26 protein-coding genes, 1 tRNA gene and 1 pseudogene are annotated in these 24,793 nt (G+C 63.9%); 18 read left to right on the top strand and 10 right to left on the bottom strand.

Annotated features, from left to right (window positions below; all coding sequences use genetic code 11):
- Positions 1 to 204 precede the first annotated feature (204 nt).
- The 4 genes from QRN59_RS16920 to QRN59_RS16905 all read left to right on the top strand — a co-directional run bounded on the left by QRN59_RS16920 (position 205) and on the right by QRN59_RS16905 (position 2,204).
- On the top strand, positions 205 to 486 hold the full coding sequence (locus tag QRN59_RS16920) for a type II toxin-antitoxin system Phd/YefM family antitoxin (RefSeq protein WP_284983642.1): 282 nt from the start codon (positions 205 to 207) through the stop codon (positions 484 to 486).
- Positions 483 to 752: a type II toxin-antitoxin system RelE family toxin gene (locus QRN59_RS16915; protein ID WP_284983641.1), complete on the top strand. Its 270-nt coding sequence runs from the start codon at positions 483 to 485 to the stop codon at positions 750 to 752. Before QRN59_RS16920 ends, QRN59_RS16915 begins: the two co-directional genes overlap by 4 nt.
- Positions 753 to 936: 184 nt before the next feature.
- Positions 937 to 1,620: a hypothetical protein gene (locus tag QRN59_RS16910; protein WP_284983640.1), complete on the top strand. Its 684-nt coding sequence runs from the start codon at positions 937 to 939 to the stop codon at positions 1,618 to 1,620.
- Between the two features lie 32 nt (positions 1,621 to 1,652).
- Complete coding sequence (locus QRN59_RS16905) at positions 1,653 to 2,204, top strand: hypothetical protein (RefSeq protein WP_284983639.1); 552 nt, start codon at positions 1,653 to 1,655, stop codon at positions 2,202 to 2,204.
- Positions 2,205 to 2,363: 159 nt separating this feature from the next.
- On the opposite strand, the gene QRN59_RS16900 is transcribed toward QRN59_RS16905, so the two are convergent.
- Together QRN59_RS16900 and QRN59_RS16895 are read right to left on the bottom strand one after the other, a co-directional pair.
- Positions 2,364 to 3,041 carry a hypothetical protein gene (locus QRN59_RS16900; protein WP_284983638.1) on the bottom strand — a complete coding sequence of 226 codons (678 nt, stop codon included), beginning with the start codon at positions 3,039 to 3,041 and terminating at the stop codon, positions 2,364 to 2,366.
- Positions 3,042 to 3,265: 224 nt separating this feature from the next.
- A tRNA-Thr gene (locus QRN59_RS16895) sits at positions 3,266 to 3,338 on the bottom strand.
- A 222-nt stretch (positions 3,339 to 3,560) separates the two neighbouring features.
- Between QRN59_RS16895 and QRN59_RS16890 the strand changes: the two genes are divergently transcribed.
- Both QRN59_RS16890 and QRN59_RS16885 read left to right on the top strand, forming a co-directional pair.
- Positions 3,561 to 4,304 (top strand): HAD family hydrolase, encoded by a 744-nt coding sequence (locus QRN59_RS16890; protein ID WP_284983637.1) that lies wholly within the window; start codon positions 3,561 to 3,563, stop codon positions 4,302 to 4,304.
- A gap of 185 nt (positions 4,305 to 4,489) precedes the next feature.
- Entirely contained in the window at positions 4,490 to 5,329 is an 840-nt protein-coding gene (locus tag QRN59_RS16885; RefSeq protein ID WP_284983636.1) for an endonuclease domain-containing protein, read from the top strand.
- A 116-nt stretch (positions 5,330 to 5,445) separates the two neighbouring features.
- Here QRN59_RS16885 and QRN59_RS16880 read toward each other — a convergent pair whose 3' ends face one another.
- Genes QRN59_RS16880 through tmk form a run of 3 tightly spaced genes read right to left on the bottom strand, consistent with a single transcriptional unit; the run spans position 5,446 to position 8,892 of the window.
- Positions 5,446 to 7,053, bottom strand: a complete 1,608-nt coding sequence (locus tag QRN59_RS16880; protein WP_284983635.1) for an alpha/beta hydrolase — start codon at positions 7,051 to 7,053, stop codon at positions 5,446 to 5,448.
- Positions 7,054 to 7,102: 49 nt separating this feature from the next.
- Positions 7,103 to 8,251 carry a DNA polymerase III subunit delta' gene (locus tag QRN59_RS16875; protein WP_284983634.1) on the bottom strand — a complete coding sequence of 383 codons (1,149 nt, stop codon included), beginning with the start codon at positions 8,249 to 8,251 and terminating at the stop codon, positions 7,103 to 7,105.
- Positions 8,248 to 8,892, bottom strand: a complete 645-nt coding sequence (gene tmk, locus QRN59_RS16870; protein ID WP_284983660.1) for a dTMP kinase — start codon at positions 8,890 to 8,892, stop codon at positions 8,248 to 8,250. Before tmk ends, QRN59_RS16875 begins: the two co-directional genes overlap by 4 nt.
- A 173-nt stretch (positions 8,893 to 9,065) precedes the next feature.
- On the opposite strand from tmk, the gene QRN59_RS16865 reads away from it, so the two are divergent.
- On the top strand, positions 9,066 to 10,250 hold the full coding sequence (locus tag QRN59_RS16865; RefSeq protein ID WP_284983633.1) for a trans-sulfuration enzyme family protein: 1,185 nt from the start codon (positions 9,066 to 9,068) through the stop codon (positions 10,248 to 10,250).
- 10 nt (positions 10,251 to 10,260) lie between these two features.
- Positions 10,261 to 10,599 carry a DUF2516 family protein gene (locus QRN59_RS16860; protein WP_284983632.1) on the top strand — a complete coding sequence of 113 codons (339 nt, stop codon included), beginning with the start codon at positions 10,261 to 10,263 and terminating at the stop codon, positions 10,597 to 10,599.
- A gap of 7 nt (positions 10,600 to 10,606) precedes the next feature.
- On the opposite strand, the gene QRN59_RS16855 is transcribed toward QRN59_RS16860, so the two are convergent.
- Positions 10,607 to 11,422, bottom strand: a complete 816-nt coding sequence (locus QRN59_RS16855; protein ID WP_502871069.1) for a class I SAM-dependent methyltransferase — start codon at positions 11,420 to 11,422, stop codon at positions 10,607 to 10,609.
- Between the two features lie 143 nt (positions 11,423 to 11,565).
- Here QRN59_RS16855 and QRN59_RS16850 point away from each other — a divergent pair, with 143 nt between their 5' ends.
- Positions 11,566 to 12,312: a phosphoglyceromutase gene (locus tag QRN59_RS16850; RefSeq protein WP_236815209.1), complete on the top strand. Its 747-nt coding sequence runs from the start codon at positions 11,566 to 11,568 to the stop codon at positions 12,310 to 12,312.
- A gap of 72 nt (positions 12,313 to 12,384) precedes the next feature.
- Here the strand turns inward: QRN59_RS16850 and phoU are convergent, their stop codons facing one another.
- Entirely contained in the window at positions 12,385 to 13,038 is a 654-nt protein-coding gene (gene phoU / locus QRN59_RS16845; protein ID WP_078106623.1) for a phosphate signaling complex protein PhoU, read from the bottom strand.
- Positions 13,039 to 13,244: 206 nt separating this feature from the next.
- Here phoU and QRN59_RS16840 point away from each other — a divergent pair, with 206 nt between their 5' ends.
- Positions 13,245 to 14,450, top strand: a complete 1,206-nt coding sequence (locus QRN59_RS16840; RefSeq protein ID WP_284983658.1) for a sensor histidine kinase — start codon at positions 13,245 to 13,247, stop codon at positions 14,448 to 14,450.
- Positions 14,447 to 15,127, top strand: a complete 681-nt coding sequence (locus QRN59_RS16835) for a winged helix-turn-helix domain-containing protein (RefSeq protein WP_059388662.1) — start codon at positions 14,447 to 14,449, stop codon at positions 15,125 to 15,127. Before QRN59_RS16840 ends, QRN59_RS16835 begins: the two co-directional genes overlap by 4 nt.
- Positions 15,128 to 15,254: 127 nt before the next feature.
- On the opposite strand, the gene QRN59_RS16830 is transcribed toward QRN59_RS16835, so the two are convergent.
- Complete coding sequence (locus tag QRN59_RS16830; RefSeq protein ID WP_284983657.1) at positions 15,255 to 15,830, bottom strand: hypothetical protein; 576 nt, start codon at positions 15,828 to 15,830, stop codon at positions 15,255 to 15,257.
- Positions 15,831 to 16,125: 295 nt separating this feature from the next.
- Here QRN59_RS16830 and QRN59_RS16825 point away from each other — a divergent pair, with 295 nt between their 5' ends.
- From QRN59_RS16825 to rlmB, 5 genes are all read left to right on the top strand, one after another.
- A complete protein-coding gene (locus QRN59_RS16825) occupies positions 16,126 to 16,608 on the top strand; it encodes a CarD family transcriptional regulator (protein WP_011690592.1) in 483 nt (160 codons plus the stop codon).
- 73 nt (positions 16,609 to 16,681) lie between these two features.
- Positions 16,682 to 17,464 carry a 2-C-methyl-D-erythritol 4-phosphate cytidylyltransferase gene (ispD, locus tag QRN59_RS16820; RefSeq protein ID WP_284983631.1) on the top strand — a complete coding sequence of 261 codons (783 nt, stop codon included), beginning with the start codon at positions 16,682 to 16,684 and terminating at the stop codon, positions 17,462 to 17,464.
- A gap of 23 nt (positions 17,465 to 17,487) precedes the next feature.
- Entirely contained in the window at positions 17,488 to 17,997 is a 510-nt protein-coding gene (gene ispF / locus QRN59_RS16815) for a 2-C-methyl-D-erythritol 2,4-cyclodiphosphate synthase (RefSeq protein WP_284983656.1), read from the top strand.
- Between the two features lie 68 nt (positions 17,998 to 18,065).
- Positions 18,066 to 19,529: a cysteine--tRNA ligase gene (gene cysS, locus QRN59_RS16810; RefSeq protein ID WP_284983630.1), complete on the top strand. Its 1,464-nt coding sequence runs from the start codon at positions 18,066 to 18,068 to the stop codon at positions 19,527 to 19,529.
- A gap of 79 nt (positions 19,530 to 19,608) precedes the next feature.
- Positions 19,609 to 20,604, top strand: coding sequence for a 23S rRNA (guanosine(2251)-2'-O)-methyltransferase RlmB (gene rlmB, locus QRN59_RS16805; protein WP_284983629.1), 996 nt, complete (start codon positions 19,609 to 19,611; stop codon positions 20,602 to 20,604).
- An 89-nt stretch (positions 20,605 to 20,693) separates the two neighbouring features.
- On the opposite strand, the gene QRN59_RS16800 is transcribed toward rlmB, so the two are convergent.
- Positions 20,694 to 21,506 carry a carbon-nitrogen hydrolase family protein gene (locus QRN59_RS16800; protein WP_284983628.1) on the bottom strand — a complete coding sequence of 271 codons (813 nt, stop codon included), beginning with the start codon at positions 21,504 to 21,506 and terminating at the stop codon, positions 20,694 to 20,696.
- 280 nt (positions 21,507 to 21,786) lie between these two features.
- Between QRN59_RS16800 and glgX the strand changes: the two genes are divergently transcribed.
- Both glgX and QRN59_RS16790 read left to right on the top strand, forming a co-directional pair.
- Entirely contained in the window at positions 21,787 to 23,895 is a 2,109-nt protein-coding gene (gene glgX, locus QRN59_RS16795; protein WP_284983627.1) for a glycogen debranching protein GlgX, read from the top strand.
- A 5-nt stretch (positions 23,896 to 23,900) separates the two neighbouring features.
- Positions 23,901 to 24,260: a barstar family protein gene (locus QRN59_RS16790; protein ID WP_284983626.1), complete on the top strand. Its 360-nt coding sequence runs from the start codon at positions 23,901 to 23,903 to the stop codon at positions 24,258 to 24,260.
- 45 nt (positions 24,261 to 24,305) lie between these two features.
- Here the strand turns inward: QRN59_RS16790 and QRN59_RS16785 are convergent.
- A pseudogene (locus QRN59_RS16785) lies at positions 24,306 to 24,793 on the bottom strand (DUF3417 domain-containing protein); the annotation flags it as partial.

Genomic DNA, 24,793 nt, shown 5'->3' with positions numbered 1-24,793 from the left:
CGGAGGGCGTCCCCGCGCGCTCCCAACCGGGAGTCTACCTCGACCCGCAAGAGCAACCGGGACGGAGCGTCATAACCTCCTATAACTAACTCGGTGGCTTCATCGGCCGATTGCTCCTGCGGCGAGCGGAAGGCCAGTGCCACGGGTTATTCGACCGGCTCAGATCCGGCCCAGACCCTAGGCAATTGCGCTAGAATTATGTACATGACAACCCTTCCAGTTGCAGAGGCCCGGTCCCATTTCTCGCGGATCGTGGAGCAGGCATCGTCCACGCATGAACGATTCGAAATCACCCGGAACGGCGCACGCGCCGCGGTCCTCCTGGGCGCCGACGATTACGACGCCATGATCGAAACGGTGGCGGTATTGTCCGACGCGAAGCTGGTCAAGGATATTGGCAAGGGGTTGAGGGAACTGGCTGGGGGAGAGACTTTCACCATCGATGAGGTCCGCGCGGACATGCGCACGACCAAGCACGGGGCATGAGCCCTCGTTACGAGGTCAGATTCTCCAAGTCGGCGAAACCGGCTCTAACCCATGACCTGCCCGAGAAGGTCGCAGCCGCAGCCTTTGAGTTCATCAGCGGCGCCCTGAGCGAGAACCCTCAACGTGTGGGCAAGCAGTTGCAAGAGCCATTGTTCCCCTTGTATTCGGCCAGGCGGGGAGAGTACCGCGTCATCTACCGGATCGTGGAGGACGTCGTACTGATCGAGATCGTCTCGATCGCTCATCGCCGCGACGCCTACCGCTAGGACGGACTTGCGGCTTACCGGAAGGCCGAATCCAAGCACATCCGCCTCGATGGGCTTTTGAGCCCAAAGGCAAGGACCGAGCGATCTGTACCAGGACTGCCCGACGACAACTGCCCGGTCATGTACCTGGGATCCATGCCGAGGCGGTATTGCCAACCACTCGTGACCCGCGCACAATCGGCACGTGAGATTCGATGGAGTGCTCCCCGAAGACGCACCTGACCCTCGCCACGAGCAGGCCAGGCGCCTGGAGCTGATGCCGATCCCGATCATGGGGCTGGTGTCCCAGCCATCGCTGGAGGATCCGGATATGGTCGGCATCCAGTACGGGCAGGATTCCCGCGGATACAACCAGATGTCAGCGAGCATCACCTACACGCTGTGGCGCAACCCCGCTGACCGATCCGACCCGATAAATCTGGCCGAGCTCGACGAGCAGGCGCGAAGGTCGATCGAAGACGTTCCGCCTTGGCCGCGGCCGGCCTGGCTGGTTGAAGGGATTGAGCGCATGCGGTACCCCCAGTTGTGGGAGGCAGTGCGGACCACGTGGCACCGCGACGCTTCCGAACGTTCGTCCCCTGCCCGGGTGCTGGCAGAACACATGAACCACATCCTCATCAATCGCTACCGGCGCGAATGGCTGGGAGGCATTGCCTGGGACCGTAACATCGGGGACCTCAGAAGTCGTCCAGCCAACCGTGAGGCGGCCGTTTGGATTGACGGGGTCGAAGTGCAGGGCGTGGAGATCGACACCGACCCCTTCGTGTACGGGGTTGGGGCGTCCCTCGGACAGGGCGGGTTTTTGACGGCCGTCCTCCCGCGCGACGAGCTCGGCTACATACGCATTGAATTCGCGAAACGCCCGTAGGCTGTGGGGACATCCACAGCAAGGGGATCAGGATGAAGCTTCCACGCACTTTGGCCGCGGTCGCCGTGCTGCTCGGGTTGGCCCTTTCCGGGTGCCAGGCGGCGCCCAGGCCGCCCTCACCGGGATTGACCTCAGCGGTGCCCAGCCCGTCATCGGCCGACCTCGCGGCCATGATTCAGACCGCCGTCGAGGATCGTAATGGCACCCTTCTCGATGCTCCGCCGATCCTGCGCCTCGCCGACGGGCAGATGACGGCCGCCTATCGGGCAAAGCGTGGTCGGGACCTCCCGGTGGTGGAGCGTTCGAAGGCCCGGTTCAGGTCAGCAGGCTTCTGGTATACGTCCTTTTCGACAAAGGTCACTGTGGAGTCGATCGAGGTGACCGGTTCGAAGGCGAACGTCCACTTCAAGGAACAGACAGAGGAATACCTCGCCTCGACGGCGAATGGGCCGAGCAGCGTCCCGTCAGGATACTCGTTGCCGCAGACCGCGACGTTCCGGGCATCCGCGGACGGGTGGCAGCTCGACAGCATCGACCCTTCCGAGCATGGGGGCGGATTGCCGATGTCCATCGTCGAGGGCTGAGAAAGGAGCTGCCCCTGGTCCTCGGGCGGCTTGGCCTGGGATCCGCGTCCAGACGCACAAGAGAACCACGTCAACCTCTCCTTCGATCCTTCCCAGGATTTCAATGACAGAGACCTATAAAACTCCGTGGCTCCCGCGCTGAGTCAGCGCTTCGCGCAGCTACAAACCGAGGTCTGTGAGCGCAGTGACCCAGTTGTGGGCGATCGCCTTCTGGGCAGCTGACAGGGTGACCCTGTGAGTGCAGACAGCCTTGTGCAGAGTGTTCTCCACCGCGTCTTTCGGGTTCGTGGTGCCCGTGGCGCTCGCTTTGTTCGGCTCAGGCCACAAATTCGATACCGAGTTGGTGCCGCCGAGCTCCAGGCTGATGAGGTGATCGTACTCCGTGGTCTTCACTGCGACCTGACCATATTGGCGCAGGCTCTCTGCCTTCACCTTGTTCGTGTCCGAAGCGGGCGGGCGGACCGTGGCCGTGTAGCCGCTCGTGCAGATGGTTGAATCGATGTTCTCTTGGGTAACCACAGGATCTGCGGCCCCTGGAGTGCAGGCCGGGTCCGGCAGGTACTCGCCGGTGACGGCGTCGACCACCTTGGCCGAGCACTGTCCGGCGGCAAGCTGCTCGTCGGTAGCGACGACGCCGGGGGAGTGGATAGACTTCACGGCTGCCGCCGCCGCACCCGAGGGTGCGCTAGCAGCCGCCGTAACTGCCTGAGGAACTGCCGGCGACGCGGACTTGGTCATCGCTTCGGCGGCGGGGTGGGTTCCCTGCTGGCATCCGGTGAGGGCCAATGCGGCAAAGAGGAATGCGGCGGGCAGGGAGAGGCGATTGCGGAAGTTCATGACCCTCAGGTGTTCGACAGCGTGGACGTCCGTCCCCCGGAAAAGGGGACGACGCGCGGAAGCCGGTAGCTCCCGCCCATCTTTTCTATCCTGTTGCCTGGACTTCGGAGCGCCCGGCGCGCCGGGGCGTGAGCATCGTCGATTCGCATACATACCGGGCCGTGAAAGTAGCCGTGAACCAAAAAGGAAGCCCCGCCATTCCAATGGAATGGCGGGGCTTTTCGAGCTTCCTATCAGAATCGAACTGATGACCTTTTCATTACGAGTGAAACGCTCTACCGACTGAGCTAAGGAAGCACCGCGCTATCGTCCGGGTACCGGCTGAATCACGCAAGATACAACTGTAATAGAGTCACCTCGTCCGGGTCAAAACAGCCCCGGGCGGAGCTCCCGTGGCGCCGTTGTTGCGGAATTCACCCGCTCGTCGCGCCGGGTTCAGGCCGTCGTCGCGGACCGGGGGCAAGCTGGGCGGACTAACGTGGCCGCACGATTTCGGCCATCAACCAGCGAAGGGGCGCCATGAGCATGGACAGCAGCAAGAGGATCAACGCGGACGACGCCGGGGCGCACCGTGCGCAGCGGCTCCGGCTTGCTGTCTTGGACATGGTGGGCACCACGATTACCGACGATGGCCGTACCGAGCGCGCGATGTCCCTCGCCCTGCAGGAGACCGGCGTCGAGCCAGGTTCGCCCCGTTTCGAAAGCATGCTCGGCTACGCCCGGGACACCATGGGATTTTCCAAGTTGACCGTTTTCAGTCATCTTTTTGAGGAAGTTCAACGGGCCGAGAGCGCCAACAAGGCCTTCGAACGCGCCTACGACGATCTGATTGCCGACGGCGGCGTCCGGGCTATTCCAGGCGCCGAGGAAACCATCGATTGGATGCGGGACTCCGGCGTGAAAGTCTGCCTGGCCACGGGATTCGGCCGGCACACCCAGAACATGGTGCTTGAGTCCTTGGGCTGGATGGGGAAGGCGGATCTCAGCCTGTGCCCCGCCGACGCTGGCCGCGGGCGCCCTTACCCGGACATGATTCTCACGGCAGTGTTGGCCCTTGACCTGGACGATGTCCGCGAGGTCGTCGTGGTGGGGGACACGAGCTCGGATATGTTGTCCGGCGTTCGTTCCGGCGCCTCCGCCGTGGTGGGTGTACTCACCGGTTTCCACTCCGAGGCGGCTTTGCGCGCGGCCGGCGCCACCGCCGTCGTGCCCTCAGTCAAGTACCTTCCCGCGCTGCTTGAGCCCCGAGCCGCACGGCTCTAGCGCCGGGTCCTCAACGATCTACCGCTTTTGGCCCCACCTCAGCTACGCGGAAGCCGTCAATCCGCCACCTACGCCGCAGGGTGGCGGGCAAAAGTGGTCACACACGGAGGCGCAAAAGCCTGAAGTTGTCCACATAGGCGTATTGGGGGCTGCGCAGCAACCCTCCACGCACGCATCGTGGACCCATGGATCTCATAGCTGCCCTTCGTGCCCGGGGAGGCGTGGCCATGCGCAGGGACCTTCTCAATGCAGGCGTCGGCGCCTGGCAGCTCAGAACTGCGGCACGGCGGGGCGGAGTGGTGGTTCTGTATCGCGGCGTCGTGGCTTTGGCGGGTGCACCTCCGGAATTCGCTGAGGCCTTTCGGCACGGAGGTCTCCTCACATGTGTCTCGGCTGCCCCACACTATGGACTTTGGCAACTGCATCCCGCCAGCGAGCTCCATTTGGTCTGCGGTAACGGGCTACCCCGCGACGGCGTAGTGCTGCACCGGAGCGCCTCGTTGCCGGCCTTGCCGGGCCGGCCAGTGGCAGCTCTTGCCGATGTGCTGGTGCATGCCTTGCGATGCCGGCCGCCAGCTGAAGCGTTGGTCATGGTTCAATGTGCCGTTGCGCGTGGCGATACAACCGTGGAGTTCCTACGCGGAAAGCTGCCCGGCAACCGGAACGGCCGGGCGAGGGACGTCTTGGAACTCGTGCGCCGGAGAGCCGATTCCCTGCTTGAACCACTGGCGGCCATGCACTTCCAGCAGGCTGGAATCGCTTTCGCGCAGCACGTGGAACTGCCCGGCGTGGGGGAGGTCGATTTCGTCGTCGAGCGCTTTTTGATCGTTGAGCTGGACGGCAAGACGCACTTCGAACCCCGGGCCATCAAGAGGGATCGACGCCGGGATAATACTTCTGTTGCCGGCGGCTTCACCGTGTTGAGGTACTTCTACGAGGACGTTGTTCACTACCCGGAGGCCATGGTCGCGGAAGTGCAGGCCGCCATCCGGGCCCACCATTCAGGGCTACGCCTCAACAAATGACCATCTTTGCGGGCACCTGGCATCAAACATCCCTGTCCCGCCGCCCACAATCGGCTCAACCCAGCTCCAAAAACGGTCAGAAGTGGCGGCCCCCCAAAAACGGCCCCCAAAAGCAGTCAGCACATAGTCCCGTCCGAAGGCACCTTTCCATCCACGAAGTAGTTGTCGACGGCGTCGGACACGCATTGGTTGGAGCGGCCGTAGGCGGTGTGGCCTTCGCCCTTCCACGTCACGAGGGAAGCGTTGCCGAGTTGTTTCCGAAGCGAACCAGCCCAGGCGACAGGCGTCGCGGGATCCCCGGTGGTGCCAATGACCACAATCGGCGCCGTCCCGGTGTACTTGACGGGAGCCGGCGTATGCACCGGCTTGTAGGGCCAGTCCTTGCAGTTGATGCCGCCGTAGGCGAAGTAGTAGCCGAAGGTGGGGGAAAGCTGCTTCAGCCGGGCTTCCTCGGAACGCATCCCGGCGGTGTCCGTCACCATGGGGTAGTCAAGGCAGTTGATGGCGTTGAACGCGAACGTGGTGTTTGACGTATAGGTGCCGTTCGGGTCCCGGTCCGCGCCAAAGTCGGCAATCCGAAGCATGAGCGACACGTCGCCCTTGAACGCGGCCACCAATGCCTGGGTAAGGACAGGCCACGATTCGTTGTCGTAGAGCGGGGTGAAAATGCCGCTGACAAACGTCGCCCCGGTGACCAAGCGGCCGTCCTTGGCGCGCTTGGGATTCTGCTCGACGTCGGCGATCAGGTCCTGGATCTGCTGCACGCCATTATCGACGCCGCCGGTTACGGGGCATCCGGACTTTGCCTGGCAATCCGCCACATAAGTGCGGAGCTCCTTTTCGAACGCCTCTGCCTGCCCCGCGGTGAGGTCCTCGTTGTTGAGGGACGGATCCACTGCGCCATCCAAAGCAAGCTTGCCGACGTTGTTCGGGAACAGGGACGCATAGGTGGCGCCGAGCGAGGTTCCGTAGGAGAAGCCGAGGTAGTCGAGTTTTGCGTCGTTCAGCACTGCGCGGAGGATGTCCATGTCCTTGGCGGAGCTGGCGGTGTCAATGTGCGGCAGTGCGGGCCCGGATTTTTCCACGCACTTGGCATTGACGGCCTTCGTGTCGGCCAGTGCCGCGGCGATGCCCTGGTCAGTGTCATAGTTGTAGACCTTCTCGCGGAAAGCGTCCCGCTCGGCATCGCTGAGGCACGTCACCGGTGCCGACCGCTTGACGCCGCGCGGGTCGAAGCCCACCAGGTCGAAGCTGGACCGCAGCTTGCTGGTGAAGTGCGTCTTCGCCGCGTCCCTGACGAAGTCATAGCCTGAAGCGCCGGGGCCGCCGGGATTCACCAGCAGCGAGCCTTTCTTCGTGCCCTGGCTCTGGAGCCGGATCGCCGCGATGGAGATGCTGTCACCATCGGGTTTGGCATAGTCAACCGGCACTTTGATGTTGGCGCACTGGAATCCCTGCTCACAGGACGTCCAGTTCACCTTTTGGGAGTAGAAGCTCTCCAGTCCTGCCGGCGCCGCGGCGGCGATGGAGGCGTCGGGGCTGCTGACGTTGCCGCCGCCGGACCCGTTGGTGGCGCCATCGTTGGGTACCGGTACCGAGAACACGCAGCCGCTCAGCAGCAGGCTGGCGGAGACCGTGGCAGCGACTGCCGTTGCCGCCCGCCGCAGTGAGGGGAACCGTGTCCTGGAACTGGACCCGGCGGGCCGGCGTCGTGCGGGGGTCATGCGTTTCTCCTCAGGCTGGGGAAGCGTGCTGTGCTTCTAAACTATCCGGCTATTGCTGAATCAGGCTGCTCGCCATGGACTCAACGGCCAACAGCGGTGCCACGTTGGTCGTGGTGATCCGCACGCGCGCCTTGTTGATGGCGTCCATTCGCGCCAAGGTGATTTCAGGCGTGGAGCCGGCCGCATAGGCCTCCAGTTCACTCCTGAGCTCAACGTTGACCAACTCCACGGCGTTCCCCAGCTGGATGACCAGGACGTCCCGGTAGAAGGACAGCAGATCGGTCAGCGTGCGGTCGAGGGAATCTGTGATGGAGCGCTTGGCACGCCGCTTCTGGTCGTCTTCAAGCTGCCTCACCTGGCTGCGCATCGACGGCGGCAGGGTGCCCGACTCCGGAGCGCCCAGGCTCGCGAGCAGGGCGACCTTCTCGGCAGCGTCACGTTCGTCGTTGGAGCTGTTGGCTTCATCAGTCGCGATCTTGACCAGCTTTTCGGCCATCATCACGGCAGCAGTGACGCCCCGCAGCCCCAGCGGGAAACGGACGGTTTCCATTCGGCGCTCCCTGGCCTCCGGGTCGCGGGCCAGCCGACGCGCGATTCCGATGTGGCTTTGGGCAGCGCGGGCGGCCCGGTCCGCGATGGCGGGGTCGACGCCGTCGCGCCTCACCAGCAGGGCGGCGACGTCGGCAGCCGGCGGAATCCGGAGGCTTACCGGGCGGCAGCGCGAACGGATGGTGACCAGCACATCCGCGGGCGACGGCGCGCACAGCATCCAGATGGTCCGGGGCGTGGGTTCCTCGATTGCCTTGAGGAGTACGTTGGTGGTGCGTTCGGCCATACGGTCCGCGTCCTCCACCACGATGATGCGCCAACGGCCCGACGCCGGCCGGTCGCCTGCCTTGGACACGAGCTGGCGCGCTTCTTCGATGGTGATGGTGACCTTCTCGGTGCGGACAAAGGTCACGTCCGAGTGGGTCTCGCCAAGGATGGTCCGGCACGATGCGCATTCGCCGCAGCCTCGAAGTGCGACATCGTCCTGTTCACAGTTCAAGGCCGCCGCGAATGCCTTGGCCGCGTTGGAGCGGCCCGAACCCGGCGGACCCGTGAACAACCACGCGTGCGTGAGGCCTTCGCCGTGGGCGGCCGCGCGCAATTGTGCGACGACGGGCGCCTGGCCCTGGAGCTCGTCCCAGACGCTCACGTACGGCTCCCGAGCAAGTCCTGCACGCGCCGGAGGATCTGCGCGGCGAGGCCCTCGATGGCATCCTTGGCGGGCAACACGAGGTACGTCTCCGGGCGGGCCTCCGCCAGTTCCAGGAACGCGGCACGGATGCGTGCGTGGAAATCGTCCGGTTCCGACTCGAGCCGGTCCTCGGCGGCGTCTCCGGCAGTTCTGCGGTCCCGGCCGTCGCCCGGGTGGACGTCGAGGAGTACTGTCAGGTCCGGTTCGAGTCCTTCGGTGGCCCATTCGTTGAGGCGCCTGACGTCCACGGTACCAAGGTCCCTGCCGGCACCTTGGTAGGCGACGGAGGAGTCTATGTAGCGGTCCGTGATCACCACTGAACCTTGTGCCAAGGCCGGTCGGATGACCTGGCTTGCGTGGGCGGCCCGGGAGGCTGCGAACATGAGGGCTTCGGTCCTGGGATCGATGGTGCCGTGGCCGTGGTCCAGCACCAGGGAACGCAGCTTCTCGCCGATCGGCGTGCCCCCGGGCTCGCGGGTGCGCAGCACGGAAAAGCCGAGCGACTCGAGCGACTCAGCCAGGCGGGCGGCCTGCGTGGACTTGCCGGCCCCGTCTCCGCCCTCGAAGGCGATGAAGAGTCCTGGGCGCTGGTCCGGCATGGGGCTCTGGTCCTGCTTGAGGCGCTGCGTAGTCACGGATCTAAGCGTACAGAGGAACACTGACAGTGCCCGACGACGGCGCACACCCACCCGCGCGGGACGCGCCCCGCAGCTCGGGAGACTCAGCCGTAACACCTTTCCAGCGCCCGCTCCCCGCGCCGTAGGCTGGAGCAATGAGTCTTTCCCGAGAGCATGCCGCAGATCTGTCCCCTGACACTGTGGTGGTGGCGGCAGGCCGTCCCGAACGTAGCCATGACCAACCCGTCAACCCGCCCATCGTTCTGTCCTCCACGTATTTCGGCACGGGAGCATTGAGCGACGGCGACCGTGGCTACGGGCGCTATGCCAACCCCACCTGGGATCCGTTCGAGGAAGCACTGGCCCAGCTGGAGGGCGCCGAGCTGCCCGGCTTGCTCTACGCCTCGGGCTTGGCCGCAGTGAGCTCCGCGCTGTCGCTCGTGCCGGCCGGCGGGGTGCTCGTCATGCCCACGCACAGCTACGCAGGATCGCTCGTCATGGCCACCGAACTCGCGGCCAAGGGCATCCTTGAGTTGCGGACTGTTGACATCGCGGACACCGATGCCGTCAAGGCGCAGCTCGCCCCCGCGGATGGAAAGCCCGCCAGCATGCTGTGGATTGAAAGCCCTACCAACCCGATGCTTGGCATCGCCGACGTACGGGCACTCGCCACCGCTGCCCATGAGGCCGGCGCCATCGTGGTCACGGACAACACCTTCTCCACACCGCTTGTTCAGCAGCCCCTCACCCTGGGCTCCGACGTCGTGCTCCATTCGGTGACGAAATACCTGGCTGGACACTCCGACGTCGTACTCGGCGCCTTGGTGACCTCCAACGCCGAGCTTCGCGCGGAACTCCTCCACCACCGCATCATCCACGGCGGCATCGCGGGTCCCTTCGAGGCCTGGCTCGCGCTCCGCGGCCTGCGCACGCTGGCGCTCCGGATCGAGCGCTCGCAAGCTTCTGCCGCAACGTTGGCCGAGCGGCTGAGCACCCACCCGCGCGTCGAGTCCATCCGCTTCCCGGGTCTGCCCGACGATCCCGGCCACGAACGGGCCAAGTCCCAGATGAAGGGCTTCGGTTCGATCTTGTGCATCCAGTTGGCCGGAGACGGAACCCGCAGCGGTGCAGACGCAGCGGATCAACTGGTTCGTGCATTGCGGTTGTGGATTCCGGCGACGTCGCTGGGCGGCGTCGAATCCCTCATCGAACGCCGACGCCGGCACACCGCCGAGCCGCTCAGTGTGCCGGACAACCTGGTCAGGATGAGCGTCGGGATCGAGAACGTCGAAGACCTCTGGGCGGATTTGGAGCAAGCGCTCAAGTCTCTTGACCGCTAGGCTTGAGGGCGTGGACGGAAAAATTTTGATTTCAAACATCCAGAATGGGATTTGGTTCATTCTGGGACTGGTTGCCTTCGCTTTGGAGCTGTGGGCGCTGGTCGATTGCCTGCGCCACAAACCCTCGTCCTTCGAAGCCGCATCCAAGCGCACCAAGACTTTCTGGCTGGCCCTGACCGGCGTCGCCGCGGTGATCGGCGGCCTCTCCGTCCTCGGCGGCGGCGGTGGCCTTGGCCTCTTTGGCATCGCCGCCGTGACCGCGGCGTGTGTCTACTTGGCGGACGTTCGTCCCGCAGTGAAGGAAATAGGCAACAGCGGCCGCAACCAGGGGCCGTACGGTCCCTGGTGACCACGGCTCACTGCGCCGGAGCCACCGCCGACCAGTCGACGGTGAGTTCCCCCAGGCGCCAGCGCGACGCGCCATCCTGAAGCGGCCAACCGGCGTCGCGCATTGATCGGCACATAGCGGTCCACCGCTGCTTGGTACCAAAGGACGCAAGCGGTGCGGCTTCCAACCAGGCCTGGTCCAGGGCATTCAGGAAAGCATGAATGCGTTCCCCCGGGATGTTGCGGTGGATGAGTGCCTTCGGCAGTCGTTCGGCCACGTCGGAGGGCAGTTCGAAGCCGCCGAACCGCATGGACAAGCTCAGGCTCAAGGGCCCGTCCGGATCCAACGCAACCCACGTCACCCTGCGGCCGATTTCGTCACACGTGCCGTCGATGAACAATCCCTGCGGTGCCAGCCGCGACTGCACCAGCGACCAGATCCCGGCCACATCCGATTCCTCGTATTGCCGCAGCACATTGAAGGCCCGCACCAATACAGGATTGCCCGGAACGGGAACCTCGAAACCGCCCACGTGGAAGCTGAGCCCGGGCCTTTCCAGGGATTTCGCGATACTGACGCGCTCGGGTTCGATCTCGATCCCGCACACGCGGACGTCGGGGCGGACTGCCTGCAGCCTTTCGAAGAGTTCGACGGCGGTGGCCGGGGAAGCGCCGTAGCCCAGATCCACTACCAAGGGGTCGATCGCGGAGCGTAGCCGCCATGCCTGCGGGCCCGCCAACCAGCGGTCGAGACGGCGCATGCGGTTGGGATTCGTGGTGCCCCTGGTGATGTTGCCGACGGGTTTGCCGCGTCTTCCCTGCACCCGCTCCGCTTTTTGCACCACCGTCCCACTTTATCCTCCAACGCGGGGTCACTTACGGCCCATCCGGCGCACAAACACCGGCGCTAAGTGACCCCGCGTTGCGGTCAAAGGGTAATGGCGTAACGCCCGGCAACGGCAACGCCTGATCGCTTAGGATGAAAACCATGACTTACAAGCTGATTCTGCTGCGCCACGGCCACAGCGACTGGAACGCCAAGAACCTGTTCACCGGCTGGGTGGACGTCGACCTGAACGACCAAGGCCGCGAGGAAGCAGCGCGCGGCGGAGAGCTCCTGGTCGAGAACAACGTTCTCCCGGACATCCTGTACACGTCCCTGCTCAAGCGGGCCATCAACACCGCGAACATTTCCCTGGACAAGGCCGACCGCGGCTGGATTCCGGTCAAGCGTGACTGGCGCCTCAATGAGCGTCACTACGGCGCGCTGCAGGGCAAGGACAAAGCCCAGACCTTGGCCGAATTCGGTGAAGCGCAGTTCATGGAATGGCGCCGCAGCTACGACACCCCGCCGCCCGCCCTTTCCGATGACAGCGAGTTCTCCCAGGTCAACGACGTGCGCTACGCGGGCCTCGGCGACGCCCTGCCGCGCACCGAGTGCCTCAAGGACGTCCTCGTGCGTCTCCTGCCGTACTGGGAATCCGACATCAAGGAAGACCTCAAGGCTGGCAAGACAGTCCTGGTCACGGCCCACGGCAACTCCCTGCGCGCCCTTGTCAAGCACCTGGACGGCATCAGCGACGAAGACATCACCGGTCTGAACATCCCCACGGGCATCCCGTTGGTCTACGACCTGGACGAGAACTTCCAGCCGATCAACCCCGGCGGAACCTACCTCGACCCCGAGGCCGCGGCAGAGTCCATCAAGGCTGTAGCTGCCCAAGGCAAGAAATAAGCTCTTGAGAAAACGACGCCGGCCGGCCCACCGCGAGGTGGGCCGGCCGGCGTCGTTGTTAGTTATGACTGGCTAGAAGCCTTCCGGCTGCCATTCACCGGTGACCAGGTAGGTCACCTTGCGGGCAACGGAGACGCCGTGGTCGGCGAAACGCTCGAAGTAGCGGCTGGCGAGGGCCACATCCACGGTGGTGGCGGCAGTCTCGGCCCACGCGGGATCGGCGATTGCCCTGAAGACGCTCAGGTGCAGATCGTCAACCCGGATGTTGAGCTTGAGGATGTCCCGGGCAACTTCCAGGTCGCGAGACTCCAGGAGCAGGGTGACCTTCTGGACGATTTCGAGGTCCAGGCGGGCCATGTCCTTGAACGTCGCCGTCAGCTGCTCGGGGATGACCGTGGCCGGGTAGCGCAAACGGGCCAGTTGGGCCACGTGCCGGGCGAGGTCACCCATGCGCTCCAGGGATGCGCTCATCCGCAGGGAGCCAACAATCATCCGGAGGTCGCTTGCCACGGGGCCCTGGAGGGCCAGGATGTCGATGGCCCGTTCGTCGAGGCCGTTCTGCAGGAAGTCGATGCGGGCATCGGCGGCAATGACGTCCTGGGCGAGATCGACGTCGGCGCCTTCGAATGCGGTGGTCGCGTTTTGGATCGCCTCAGTGACCAGTTTTGAGATCTCGATGAGGTCCTCACCGACCTGGATGAGCTCCTCCTGAAAAACCTTGCGCACGGTGGCGTCCTCTCCTTGGAAATCTCCTCCGCACCCTTCTGGCGGCGCGAAAATCATCACAGCTAACTACGGTCCAACTAGTAAGGGTGGCAGTGGTCAATGAACGATTGCGCACCTTTAGGTGAACGTTAGCTGAACCGGGGCCGTTTGGTGACCGTTCCATATTTTGCAGTGTTTTGAGCGCATAAGCTAGATCCGTGGATCCAGTGCTCATAGGTGTCATCGCAGGTCTAGTCGGCCTGTCGTGCGGCGTCTTTGGCGTGCTCGCGTTCAGGCTCAGTGAACGGCAGCGGAAGATCGTGGATCTGGACGTCACCGAGCCGCTGCTTCCGGAGGGAGCCGCGGAGGTGCTATCCGTCGTCGGGCGCGCTTTCGTCGTAGTGGACGCGATCGACGGCGTCGTCCGGGCAAGTCCCGCTGCCTACGCATACGGCCTCGTGAGGGGCCACACGGTGGTGCACAAGCAGTTGCTGGACATGACCGCAAAGGTGCGGCGCGACGGCGTGATCCTGGAGGAGACTTTCGAGTTGCCCCGGGGTCCCCTGGGTAAGGGAACCATCGTGGTTCAGGTGCGGGCAGCCATGCTCGGATGGGAATATATCGTCCTGCTTGCCGATGACCGCACCGAAATCACCCGCACCGAGGAGATCCGCAACGACTTCGTGGCGAACGTCTCGCACGAACTCAAGACGCCGGTGGGCGCCATCTCCCTGCTGGCTGAGGCGCTTGAGGCGAGCCCGGACGACGAAGAAGCCGTGCGTCGCTTCGCGAAGCGCATGCACAAGGAATCGACACGACTCGCCGCGCTGGTCCAGGACATCATTGAGCTGTCCCGGCTTCAGGGCGCCAACGTGGCACAGCAAGGGCACGCCGTGGACATCAACACGGTGATCGCCGAAGCCGTGGACCGTTCGCAGCTCCCGGCCGAGCTCAAGAACATCAAGATCGTAGTCGGCGGACGCTCGGAAACAATGGTTTTCGGCGACCAGGACCTGTTGGTGACCGCCTTGCGGAACCTGATCGACAACGCCATTCGTTATTCGCCGGAGAACACCCGTGTGGGAGTGGGGGTCCGCGCCAAAGAGGGCGTGGTGGCCATTTCAGTCACTGACCAGGGTGAGGGTCTCAGCCCGGAGGACCAGGAACGCATCTTCGAACGCTTCTACCGCGTGGACGCCGCGAGGTCCCGGCAGACCGGCGGAACAGGCTTGGGCCTGAGTATCGTCAAACACGTGGTGTCCAACCACGGCGGCGAGGTCACCGTCTGGTCCCAGCCAGGCCAAGGTTCTACTTTCACCATCCGGCTTCCGGAAATGGAAGGCCAGGAGGACAACGACGCCGGGGCGAAGCCTCGAAACGTGATTCAAACGACGGGCGCTGTGCGCGCCCTAGAGCAAGGAGCTGGCGCTTGAGCAGGATTCTGATCGTGGAGGACGAAGAGTCGTTCAGCGACCCCCTGTCCTACCTATTGGGCAAGGAAGGCTTCGATGTCCAGGTGGTGGACAACGGCAGTGACGCCTTGGTGGAGTTCGACCGCAACGGGGCCGACCTCGTGCTGCTGGACTTGCAGCTTCCGGGGACCCCCGGCACCGAGGTTTGCAGGCAACTGCGCCAGCGTTCCAGCGTCCCGGTCATCATGCTGACGGCCAAGGACTCGGAAATCGACAAGGTGGTTGGCCTGGAACTCGGCGCGGACGACTATGTCACCAAGCCGTACTCCTCCAGGGAACTCGTGGCGCGCGTGCGTGCTGTGCTGCGCCGGCAAGGCGAGCCGGAGGAACTCATCACGTCCACTGTGCAGGCCGGTCCGGTGCGCATGGACATCGAGCGGCATGTAGTGAGCGTCAACGGCGAGCAGGTATCGCTTCCGCTGAAGGAATTCGAACTCCTTGAGATGCTCCTTCGCAATTCGGGCCGGGTGCTCACCCGCGGGCAGTTAATCGACCGCGTCTGGGGCTCCGACTACGTGGGCGACACCAAGACCTTGGACGTCCACGTGAAGCGCTTGCGCAGCAAGATCGAGCCGGACCCCTCGGTTCCCCGCTACCTCGTCACGGTGCGGGGCCTGGGCTACAAGTTCGAGCCGTAGGAATCCGCGCGGGCAGAGCAACCCGCAAGGGCAACAACGAAAAGGAAGGGCTCCCATTGCGGGAGCCCTTCCTTTTCGTTTCGTGGAGCTGGCTTGTTGCCGACAGGAGCGGCGGGCCGCCGGCCGCCTAGTGGCCGGTGGCGCTAGCGCTCGGCGTCGCGCTGCTGCTTGAGGCGGTCGACCCGCTGCTTGGGGTGGCGGAACCGCTGACCGAGGGGCTCGGAGAAGCGGAAACGGTGGGGAGGTACTTCGCGTATTCCTTCAAGGAAGCGTCAAGGACCGGGAACTGCACGGCGCGCGAATCGGAGCCGGTCTTGATGGTCACGGAAACCATGGAACCCGGGGCACCGCCGCTCGTGCTCAGAACGGCGGCGTCGGTGGTCTCGTTGAGGTAGGTCTGGGACTTGGCCTTGACCGGAATGGTCGCCTGTGACCCGCCCGCGCCACTGATGGTGAGGGTTGCATCGCTCGAGGAGGTGTTGAACACGGCACCAATGACGCGTCCAGGCTTGTTGGCATCCGTGGAGACGATGAGCATGTTGCGCAGCTGAAGCGGTCCGAGGTCTTCCCTGACGCCGTCGGACGGAGAGTACTGCTCGTTGGTCTGCTGGGGGTTGATATAGCCACAGCCGGTCACGGACAAGAGACCGATGCTGATGGCGGCCGCCGCCATCGCCAGTTTGCCGCGCTGGACACGGTTCATCGCAGTAATGCGCACGACACGTACTCCTCTAAGAGTCATTGGAACACTTTTCAGCCATAGCCTATCGGCAAACTAGCAGGAACAAGGATTCCGATCACCATTGTGGCGGCCCTCCGGAAGGAGTAGGGTCATCCGGAACGCTGTGTCCTATGCACTTTTATGCCCTCCCGTCAAGAGGGTGCCGGAGGGTCGAAAAGGCCATTTTCCGCGTATTTACTGGGCTCGGGACCCCTTTCCGTGCCAATCGTATGCCTTAAGCGTGATAAACTGGTCTGCGGGAAAGGGGAAAGTCCACATGGTTTTTGAGGTCGGCGAGACAGTAGTTTACCCTCACCACGGTGCAGCAAAAATTGAAGAAATAAAGATGCGCACTATCAAGGGCGAAGAGAAAATGTATCTCAAGCTCAAGGTGGCTCAGGGTGATCTGACCATTGAAGTTCCAGCAGAAAACGTAGACCTTGTTGGGGTTCGCGACGTAGTGGGCAAGGAAGGCTTGGAGCACGTATTTGACGTTCTCCGCGCCGAGTTCACTGAAGAGCCCACCAACTGGTCGCGTCGCTATAAGGCAAACCTGGAGAAGCTTGCTTCCGGCGACGTCATCAAGGTTGCAGAGGTCGTCCGCGATCTTTGGCGCCGTGATCACGATCGCGGCCTTTCCGCAGGTGAAAAGCGAATGCTGGCCAAAGCCCGACAGATTCTGATTTCAGAACTGGCATTGGCTGAGAAGACCGACGAAGAGAAGGCCGCAAGCGTTCTCGACGAAGTTCTGGCTTCCTAACAGAGATTCAAAGATTTGAACCCCGGTGGCAACCTGCCGCCGGGGTTTCCTTTTGCCACGTAGGCTTGGGCGCATGACTACACCATCCCAGCGCGAGGCCACCGCCGTCGTCGTCGTTGCGGCAGGCTCCGGGGAGCGGCTTGGCTACGGCATGCCCAAGGCAAAAGTTCCGCTGGGCGGCGAAACGATCCTCACGCATGCCCTTCGCGGCGTCGCGACGGCGGACGTTGCCCGCCAGATCTGCGTGGCCGTCCCCGCGGGGGACCTGGAGTTGCGCGAGCTTTGCGAGCAATTCCGGCAAGAACTTGGCGCTGACGGTCCGCTGATCACAGTGGTCGACGGCGGATCAACCCGTGCCGCTTCGGTCCGCGCCGCCCTTGGGGCGCTCCTTGAGGGAACGCGCGCTGTGCTGGTTCACGACGCCGCGCGTGCACTGACTCCCGAACGGGTCTTCCACCGCGTTGCCGTGGCGCTCTCGTCGGGCGCCAAGGCGGTCATTCCCGCCATTCCGGTGGTGGATACCGTCAAGATGGTTGCGGAAACTGACGGGGACGACGCCGGAATCGCGCCGGAGATCGTCACTGGCACCGCCCCGCGCGAACAACTTCGTGCCGTGCAGACTCCGCAGGGATTCGACTATGAGACTTTGTTGCGCGCCCACGCGGCAGCCGCGACGTTCGACGACAAGCAGTCGGCGGCAGTCACGGATGACGCAATGCTCGTCGAGCTCCTGGGCGTGCCGGTCCACGCAGTCCGGGGCGCCAGCCAATCACTGAAGATCACCACGCCGTTGGATCTCATCATTGCCGAGGGCCTGCTGGAAGGGCCGCTCGGAACCCGCTGGGTGGAAGGCTGATGGCCGCCTCCGGGAACGCGGCGATGATTCTGCCGCGCACAGGCATCGGGGTGGACGTGCACGCCTACGCGCCTGAGAACGATCCGCAGCCGTTATGGCTCGGCGGGCTCTTTTGGGAGGGGGAACCCGGGCTTTCCGGGCATTCCGACGGCGATTGCGTTGCCCATGCGGCCGCTGACGCGCTCTTCTCCGCTTGCGGCATTGGTGATCTGGGCACGCATTTCGGTACCGACCGCCCCGAGTTCGCAGGTGCGTCCGGGGTGAAACTCCTGGGGGAGGCGGCCAGGATTGTCCGGGCTGCCGGTTTCGAGATCGGCAACGTGGCAGTGCAGTTCGTTGCCAACAGGCCAAAGTTCGGGCCCAGGCGTGAAGAGTCGCAGCGTGTCCTCAGCGCCGCCGCAGGAGCTTCCGTCAGCGTCACGGCAACCACGAGCGATGGCCTGGGTTTCACGGGGCGTGGCGAGGGCATCTCCGCCGTTGCCACGGCGCTCGTCTATGCCGTGCCGGCAGCGCACGAAGACGATATCGCCTAAATGGCGCCTAAACAGAGATAGATGGTGTGCAACGAAGCCAGATGGTGCGCATCCGCTAATCTGGAGCGGTGACCCTGCGCTTTTACGACACTGCATCCGCCGAAGTCCGCGACTTCGTTCCCCTTGAAGCCGGCAAGGCCAGCGTCTACTACTGCGGTGCCACGGTGCAGGGGATGCCGCACGTGGGGCATGTCCGCTCGGCGATCGCTTTCGACCAGTTGACCCGTTGGCTTGAATACCGCGGCCTGCGTGTCACCGTTGTCCGCAACGTCACTGACATCGACGACAAGATCCTCGCCAAGTCGGCGCAGTCCTTCGGGCCGGACTGGGCCGAGGAACCCACAGCCAAAGCCGAGGAAGAATGGTGGGCCCTCGCCTACCGCTATGAGCAGGAATTCGAGCAGGCCTACGACGTCCTCGGCGTTTCCCGCCCCACCTACGAGCCTCGCGCCACCGGCCACATCCCGGAGATGCACGCCCTCATTCAAAGGCTCATCGACCGCGGCCACGCCTACCCTGCGCTGGACGACTCCGGAGACGTCTACTTCGACGTCCGCTCCTGGAGCAAGTACGGCTCGCTGACCCGCCAGAACATCGACGATATGCAGGGAGCCGCCGACGTCGAGCCTCAGTTCAGCAACAGGAAGCGCGACCCTCGCGACTTTGCGCTGTGGAAGGGCTACAAAGACGGGGAGCCGACGACCGCGAGCTGGGTTTCGCCGTGGGGAACCGGCCGCCCGGGTTGGCATCTTGAATGCTCTGCCATGGCCACGAAGTACCTGGGCCAGCAGTTCGACATCCACGGCGGCGGACTGGACCTCCGATTCCCGCACCACGAGAACGAGATGGCACAGTCCCAGGCGGCAGGTGACGGGTTCGCCAACTTCTGGCTGCACAACGGCATGGTCACGTATGAAGGCGAAAAGATGTCCAAGTCGGTGGGCAACACCGTGAGCCCCGAAGAAATGCTCGAGCTCGCAAGTCCCCGGGTTGTCCGGTACTACCTTGGCCAGGCGCAGTACCGCTCCATCCTGGACTACCGGCCCACCTCGCTTCAGGAGGCCGCGGCTGCCGTGGAACGCATCTATGGTTTTGTCGCGAAGGCTTCCAAGAAGTTCGGTGGCGACTTCGCCGCGCACCCTGAGTCGAGCCCTGTTCCGGATGCCTTCGCCGCTGCCATGGATGACGATCTCAATGTCCCGCAGGCCCTCGGCGCCCTGCACGAGACTGTCCGTGCCGGAAATACCGCTCTGGCGTCCGGAGACGACCCCGGGGCCGAGCAGGCGCTCCAGGCCGTGATGGCCATGACCACCGTGCTTGGACTGAACGACGTCCGCGGCGAAGTCCAGGAGAATTCCGAGACTGCCCAGGCCCTGGAGGTCCTCGTGGAAGCCCAGTTGCAGGCGCGCGCCGAGGCGCGGGCCAACAAGGATTGGGCCGCTTCCGATGCGATCCGCGACACTCTCGCGGCAGCCGGCATCGCCGTCGAGGATGGCGCCGATGGCGCCAGTTGGAGCCTGAAACGGGACTGATATTCCGTCGTCGTCCCGATTTAAGTTGATTCAGTAGACTTGATTGCAGACGTACTCAACACAATCAAGGGTGGAATTCATGGCCAACAACGGTCGCCGGGCTGTCAAGAACAAGAAGGGCCCCACCACTGGAACCGGTGGCCACGGTCGAAAGGCCTTGGAAGGCCGGGGTCCAACCCCCAAGGCTGAGGACCGCGAGTACCACAAGGCGTACAAGAGCAAGCAGCTTGCCGAGCGCTCCGCAGCCAAGCGCGCGGCCGGGGGCGCCAGCCGCTCCAACCCGGGAGCCCGCTCAGGACCGAAGGGCCGTGCTACCGAGGAAGTAGTCACCGGACGCAACTCCGTGGTGGAGGCGCTGCGCGCCGGAATCCCCGCGAAGGCACTGCACGTTGCCATTCGGATCGAGATGGACGACCGTGTCAAGGAGTCCCTCAAGCTTGCTGCCGAACGTGGCATCCCGCTGCTGGAAACCGGTAAGCCGGAGCTGGACCGCATGACCGAAGACGCCGTCCACCAGGGCCTCGTGCTGCAGATCCCGCCGTACGAATACCAGGACGCCTACGACCTCGCCGAAGAGACGGTCACCAAGTGGAAGAAGGGGTACATCCCCAACGCGCCCCTCTTCGTCGCCCTCGACGGCATCACCGACCCCCGCAACCTGGGCGCCATCATCCGCTCCGTTTCCGCCTTCAGCGGCCACGGCGTGATTGTCCCGGAGCGCCGCTCAGTCGGCGTCACCGCTTCGGCCTGGAAGACCAGCGCAGGCGCGGCGGTCCGCGTCCCCGTGGCCCGGGCGGCCAACCTGAACAACGCGCTCAAGCAGTTCAAGCAGATGGGCATCTTCGTGCTGGGCCTCGATGGCGACGGCGATGTCTCGCTGCCGGATCTCGCCCTGGCCACCGATCCCGTGTGCATTGTTGTGGGTTCCGAGGGCAAGGGCCTCAGCCGCCTGGTCCGCGAAAACTGCGACCAGATCATCTCCATCCCGATCGACTCCGCCATGGAATCGCTCAACGCCTCGATGGCCGTGGGCATCTCCCTGTACGAAGTCTCAAGGCAGCGCGCCACCAAGTAGCCGACGCCCGCTCACTAATGGTGCCAAAACCAGCAACGCCCGCTCACTTCTTTTAGTGAGCGGGCGTTGCTGTTCCCTTGGAAGTCCCGTTAGAAGTCGCGGCGGTTGGCCAGGACCGGGAGCTTGACCCGCGCTTCCTCGACGACGGCGGCGTCCAGCTCCGCGAACAAGAGGCCGGGTTCGGCGTCGAGCTCTTCGAGCACGTTCCCCAACGGGGACACGACGACGGAGTGCCCCACTCCGGTGGGCGCCGCACCCTTGGGTTCACGGCCTTGGCTCGCGGGATCGCCCTGCCCGCAAGCCAGCACGAAGGTTGTGGTGTCGATCGCCCGGGCTCGAGCGAGCAGCTTCCACTGTTCCGCCTTGCCCGGCCCGGCTCCCCAGGAAGCAGACACGATATTCACGTCGGCTCCGCGGTCGGCATTGGCGGTGAAGAGGGCCGGGAAACGGATGTCGTAGCACGTGGCCAAGCCAAAGGTGAGGCCTCCGGCGTCGAACGTCACTGGATCGGTGCCGGCGTCGACAGTGTCTGATTCGGCAAAGCCGAAGGCGTCGAAGAGGTGGATCTTGTCGTAGCTGGTTTCGACTCCGGGCCCGGTGGCGATCAGGGTGTTCCGGACCTTGCCGTTGCTGCTGCCATCGGAGGCAATTCCGGGGGTGAACATTCCGGCCACGATCACGATTCCAAGATCCCGGGCGATCTTCCGCACCTGGCTGGCCCATGGCCCGTCCAAGGGCTCTGCGATGTCGAGCAGGGAATTCCCGAACGCCCGCATGGTCGCTTCAGGGAATACTACAAGCTCGGCGCCGCCCTCCTTGGCCCGGCGGGCGTAGTCTTCCAACAGGATCAGGTTGTCTGCCAGCTCGCGGCCGCTGATGAGTTGAGCAAGAGCGATTCGCACAATTACCTCCACATTGGTGTATAGCCAAAGTATGCAACGGCCGCGCTGAGGATACGAACTCATGCGCGCGGGCGGGCGTATTCGGCGCAACCGACACAATCCGCTCAAACGACCGGTTTCACGAAAAGCGCAACGAGCCGGGTGATTCGACGTTTCAGCAGGTGAGCGGCTTGTTTGCGTTCGCAGGGGCCGCTGGCTTGGTTCCGACCGCCGGGCTTAGGCACTGTCATATGGGCCGCGGGCAAGGGAGAATTGGCGTCGGAGACTAAACTCTCAACTAATGGTTATGCCGATTTTTGACACAGCATCTACAGTGGACGCCTCGCGGCCGTCGCCGCTCGGGCTGAGTGTTCCGCTGCCTGGGAAGTCCGACCGCGGCACACCCTCGCCGGACCGGGTCAACGTCGCTGTGTGGGCCCCCGGACTCCCGCGGGTCGAAATCGCCTACAAAGCCCCCGGCGACTCCTGGAAAGTCCACACGCTGCCCAACCTTGAGGACGGCGTGCACCACGGGATTGTGGACGGCCTGCCGCCCGGCACCCGGTACGGCTTCCGTCCAGCAGTCCACGAGGACGCGATTCCATTGTCAGTTCCTGCTCCGGACTTTGACGCCGACGACGCCGAGCAGCTGTTGCTGGATCCTTATGGTCAAGCGGTGCACCAGCGCCGAGAGCTGCTGACCTCCGTAAGGATGGAATCGGCTTTCGATTGGGGTGACGATCGCCTGCTTCGTACGCCGTGGCGGGACACCATTGTGTACGAGGCGCACGTCCGCGGCCAAAGCATGCTGCACCCGGATATCCCCGAGCACCTCCGCGGCACCTACGCGGGCATGGCACACCCCGCCATGATCGAGCACTTCCACTCATTAGGGGTGACGGCCGTTCAATTGCTGCCCATCCACTTCCACATGGACGAGCAGCACCTGCAGTACTTGGGCCTGACCAATTACTGGGGATACAACACTGCCGCGTTCTTTGCGCCACACGCGGACTACGCCACGCAAGCCGCCCAGCAGGCGGGCCCCCACGCCGTCCAGGACGAACTCAAGGGCATGGTGAAGCTCCTGCATGCCGCGGGGATCGAAGTGATCCTCGACGTTGTTTACAACCATACGGCGGAAGGCGGGCCCGACGGCGATACCTCCAGTTTCAGGGGCCTGGGCGAGCGGCAGTACTACCGCCACGATGCCCACGGCCGTTACCTTGATACGACAGGCTGCGGCAACACCCTTAACTTCGCCGAACCCAGGGTGGTGGACCTGGCCATTGATTCGCTGCGATATTGGGCGGACGAATTCCATATAGACGGCTTCCGTTTCGACCTTGCCGTGACGATGTGCCGCAATGCGGGCAATGAATTCGACCCGGAGCACCCGTTCTTGAAAAGGATCGCCCAGGACCCGGTGCTTTCCAAGACCAAGCTCATTTCCGAACCATGGGATGTGGGCTATGGCGGCTGGCAGACCGGGCGGTTCCCCAAGGGATGGGTGGACTGGAATGATCATTTCCGCGACGGCGTGCGCCGTTTTTGGCTCTCAGAGCGGGGCGCTGCCGACGGCGGGATGTCCGGCACCACCATGGGAGATCTCGCCGACGCCTTGACGGGCTCGGCCCGGGTCTTTGAACCTTCAGGACGCTCCAGGCTCGCTTCACTTAACTTCGTCACGGCCCACGACGGCTTCACCCTGACCGATCTAGTGTCCTACGACCGTAAGCACAACGAGGCCAACGGCGAGCAAAACCGCGACGGGCAGACCAACAGCCTCAGCTACAACCACGGATTCGAAGGCCGCACGGAAAATGAGACAATTCTCGCTGCCCGTGCCCTTTCGAAGCGGAACCTCATGACCACGTTGATGATCTCCATTGGCGTACCCATGATCACCGCTGGCGACGAGCTCGGACGCACACAGCAGGGAAACAACAACGCCTATTGTCAGGACAACCCCCTGACGTGGATCGACTGGACCCAGACACCCGAATCGCATGACATGCTGCGGAGCACCAAACGGGTGATACGGCTCCGGAAAGAGTTCCTGCAAGCCCAAGACGCAGGCTTCCCGGACAGCGGGACGGGCCTGGATTGGTTTGATGAAAAAGGCCAGCCAATGACTGCGGCCCGTTGGCACGATCCCTCACTGCGGATTGTGCAGCTCTTGGTGAGCTCTGAGGGCGGCGCTTACCGCGGCTTGATCGTGATCAACGGCAACAAGGATGACAAGAAGGTCGTCCTGCCCAAACTGCTCGCCGAATCGGGAACGGGGAGCCGGATGTTCGAGCTACGCCTGACGACGTCCGAGCTCAATGACCGCAGGCAAGGAGCGCTGGTCGCGGCAGGCGAGCGGGAAGTCATCCAAGGCAACACCATCAACGTCTACCGCACCTAGGAACCATGAAAATCTATTCCGCAGACACGTGGACACTGGAAGAACTGCAGGAACAAGTGTCCGACGCCGGCCGCCGCACCGTGATGGTTCCGCCGGCAGCAAGCAAGAAGACCGTCTTGGAAGTGTTCGGCCAGGTGCTTGATTTCCCCGAGTATTACGGGGTGGACCTCGATGCGCTCAACGATTCACTCCACGATTTCGCAGACAGTGTGTCCGAGGATGACCAACCACCCGTCACCCTGATTTGGCAGGTCCCGGCGACTTACCGGACGGACCGGTCCTTCGGATTGGTTTGCGAAATCCTCCAGGACGCCGAATCCTACTCCGGGCGGGACCTCGCCGTCATAGCGGTCTTCCAGCAGTAGCGACAAGCTGGCCGGGTGGGTGATGCCCACCCGGCCAGCTTGTCGCTACGCGTTGACGATCAGTCCCAGTTCGGCCTTCGAGGCGAGGGAGGGGTGCTTCGGGAAGACCCGGACGGTGTAGCCGAAGGATCCGGAGCGGTTGATGAGGATGGACCCGGTGAACAGGTGGCGCCCGTTGCCGAGGTCCTCGAACGAGCTCAGTTCCGCCACGGTGATGTCCTCCAGTTCATCGCTTTCTTCAGCCCGCCCGTAGGCCACCTCGACGCTGACGTCGTCCGGTGTCAGGGTGTGCAGGGCGATGTAGGCGTTGACCTGGAGGGTGTCCCCGATTTGTGGCTCTTCGGAGACGCCGACGGAATCGACGTGTTCCACGATCAGCTGCGGCCAGGCGTTGCGGACCTTGGTGGTCCAGGCCGCGAGTTCCTTCGCTTCCTTGAAGGAGCCGGCCACGGCATGCCGTCCCGATTCCGCTGCGGGCCGGTAGAGGGTGTTGACGTAGTCCTGGAGCATGCGGTCGGCCGAGACTGCCGGGC

It is taken from the genome of Arthrobacter sp. efr-133-TYG-118 (assembly GCF_030209755.1).
GTDB lineage: Bacteria > Actinomycetota > Actinomycetes > Actinomycetales > Micrococcaceae > Arthrobacter.
This window is presented reverse-complemented; position numbering and strand designations above follow the sequence as displayed.